Source organism: Lamprobacter sp., from assembly GCF_034860625.1.
Taxonomy (GTDB): domain Bacteria; phylum Pseudomonadota; class Gammaproteobacteria; order Chromatiales; family Chromatiaceae; genus Lamprobacter.
Window position 1 is genome coordinate 1 of the sequence record NZ_JAYESN010000363.1, and the last position, 2,377, is coordinate 2,377.

Annotated in this window: 6 protein-coding genes; 5 read left to right on the forward strand and 1 reads right to left on the reverse strand. The window is 54.0% G+C overall.

Annotated features, from left to right (window positions below):
* Positions 1-308, reverse strand: a 308-nt coding sequence (locus VBE63_RS27550) for a tyrosine-type recombinase/integrase (protein WP_323686183.1), incomplete at its 3' end; no start/stop codon positions are given.
* Between the two features lie 393 nt (positions 309-701).
* Here VBE63_RS27550 and VBE63_RS27555 point away from each other — a divergent pair.
* From VBE63_RS27555 to VBE63_RS27570, 5 genes are all read left to right on the forward strand, one after another.
* Positions 702-1,187, forward strand: coding sequence for an HNH endonuclease signature motif containing protein (locus VBE63_RS27555; protein ID WP_323686184.1), 486 nt, complete (start codon positions 702-704; stop codon positions 1,185-1,187).
* Positions 1,188-1,294: 107 nt separating this feature from the next.
* Positions 1,295-1,567 carry a DUF4160 domain-containing protein gene (locus VBE63_RS27560; protein ID WP_323686185.1) on the forward strand — a complete coding sequence of 91 codons (273 nt, stop codon included), beginning with the start codon at positions 1,295-1,297 and terminating at the stop codon, positions 1,565-1,567.
* Positions 1,564-1,851: a DUF2442 domain-containing protein gene (locus tag VBE63_RS27565; protein WP_323686186.1), complete on the forward strand. Its 288-nt coding sequence runs from the start codon at positions 1,564-1,566 to the stop codon at positions 1,849-1,851. The genes VBE63_RS27560 and VBE63_RS27565 overlap by 4 nt, the downstream gene beginning before the upstream one ends.
* Positions 1,852-1,922: 71 nt before the next feature.
* Entirely contained in the window at positions 1,923-2,156 is a 234-nt protein-coding gene (locus VBE63_RS31645) for a DUF4258 domain-containing protein (protein ID WP_416274701.1), read from the forward strand.
* A gap of 12 nt (positions 2,157-2,168) precedes the next feature.
* Positions 2,169-2,357, forward strand: a complete 189-nt coding sequence (locus VBE63_RS27570; RefSeq protein ID WP_323686187.1) for a DUF2283 domain-containing protein — start codon at positions 2,169-2,171, stop codon at positions 2,355-2,357.
* Positions 2,358-2,377: the final 20 nt, after the last annotated feature.

Consider the following 2,377-nt stretch of genomic DNA (forward strand, 5'->3'; position numbering starts at 1 on the left):
CAGGGACTCCTCACTCCCTGCCCACCACGATTCAGCACCTGGGTGTAGATCATCGTGGTCGACACATCCGCGTGACCAAGCAGTTCCTGCACGGTGCGGATATCGTAGCCAGACTCCAACAGATGCGTCGCGGGCACGCACCTGATCCAACGCGGATTGGCGCCTGTCCTTGGACTCGAGCGGTGTCGTCGTGGGAGGAGTCGGCTGCGTGTTGGGTTGAACAACCGGCTCTCTCGTCGACTCGCCTGCGAGAGTGGGATGCTGATGCTGGAGTGCTCGGGCGGGATCCCGCTAGTAGCCCAATCCACCTCAGACGCAACCGCTGCCCCGCTGTGATGAGCAAGTTCTCAAAAGCGTCGACGATCTTGACAAACTGGCAGTCCGTTATTCTGCGTACGATCAACAAACTGATCGCAAAAAACAATCGACTGCAGATTTTTTCTTTGTACTCGGGTGGTGCTCTTGCTAGCTTTGGTTTGGCAGACGGAAGAGGGTGTACGGCATCTGGGATGAGGACTGCTCTAGGCAGACTCTATGCTAACCGAGATAGGCAGAATCTGCCTAGTACACCCGACCCACATTCTGTCTAATCAACTTTTATGAAGTAAATGAGGACTCCACACTTGCCACGACCACCACCACAGACTGTAAAGGAGCTGCTGTACTGGTCCTATGCATGCCTTGCGATGGCGCATAGCGCGGTGTCTAAGGAACAGGAGAAATACGCTCAAGTAAATTACATCATCCGCGCGAAGCTATATAAGGGGCTGATGGATGACAAGATGTGCATTGGCTCCATCTTTCAAGATGAGAAAATAAAGATTAATCAAGGCAATATTTGCAGCTACTGTGGAAGTGCCGGCCCGCTAGCTCTAGATCACGTGATTCCTCGCTTCATCGGCGGAGAAGACAAAGGTGACAACTTGATATATGCATGTCGCAGTTGCAACAGTTCCAAGGGCAAGAAAGACCTCATGGAGTGGATGCACCAAAACAACCGTTTTCCGCCCCTCATGGTTTTGAGGCGCTTTCTAAAGCTCGCGATAGACTGGTCTGTTGAGAACGACGCGATGAACCTAAGCATAGAAGCGGCAAGACAAGCTCAACTTCCGTTCAACGTCGAGTTTGTCCCGATTCAGTTCCCGACGCCGGATGCGCTTTGCCTCATTGCGAAAGCACAGGCATAACACGCGGCTCGGCCCGACCGCCCGTTGTCGCATAGTCGCTTCGCGTCCGGCGTGGCAACGGGCGGCTGGCCAGCCTTGACGTTGGGCGTGAACACGGAGACTCTTAGATGCCGACCATTTTCCGGTTCTACGGCATCCTGATAAGGATGTTTTTCTTCGACACGGATAAGCACAAGACACCGCATGTCCACGCCGAAGTGAAGGGGCGCATTGCTGTTTACTCGATCCCTGACGGTGAGGTGCTCGCTGGCAAGTTTCCGAATAAGAAACACAAAATGATCGTGGCTTGGATCGCTATTCACGAAGACGAGCTTATGGCAGACTGGCAACTTGCCGTCCAAGGCAAGAAGCCTCACCCAATCAGAGGGCTTGATGAATGATGCTGCTGCATGTTACACCGCTTGATAACCACCTTCTGTTCGTCCAAACCGAGGACGGGAAAGAAGGTGTATTCGATGTCAAGCCATACTTAGATACCGAAGCGTTCAGCCCACTGAAGAACTACATCGAGTTCGGGTCGGTCCAAAACCGTGGGTACTTTGTTGAGTGGCCATGCGGAGCAGACTTGTCCGCTGATACGCTTGCGGCAAGAATTCAGGACGACTCACCTTATCATGCCCAACTAGAGCACCAGCCCGAGCGCATGCTGCCGAACCCCCAATGACGGGGGCGACTCGGCAGCATGCACCGGGCTGTGCTTGACGTCGGGCGTAGTGAGAATCGTCGCGATCCGTTGTGAAGTTCACTGTCACCGAACATGCTCGGAAGCGTTGCGCTCGACGCGGCATTGATCTTCAATGGATCTCGGAAGCCATACAAAATCCACGGGAGACCTTTCCGGATCTTGTTGATCCAGACGCAACTCATCTGTGCTACGACGTTCCGCAGCGCGGATTTCGAACACTCAGGGTTGTGGTGAATGACTCGGTTGATCCCCCTCGGATTATCACAGCGTTTTTCGAAGGTTAAGAGAATACGCCCATGAAGCTCGAGTTTGACCCTATCGCCGACGCCGCTTACTTCGAGATCGCCCAGGGCGAAATCGCCACCACCCGCGAGATTGAGCCAGGCATTCACGGAGACTACGACGCCGAAGACCACCTAATTGGGATCGAGGTTTTGGGCGTAAGCAAGCGATCCGATGTCGAAGGCATTGCCAAGGCGGCCTGAAAGGTTGATCGCCTAATCGG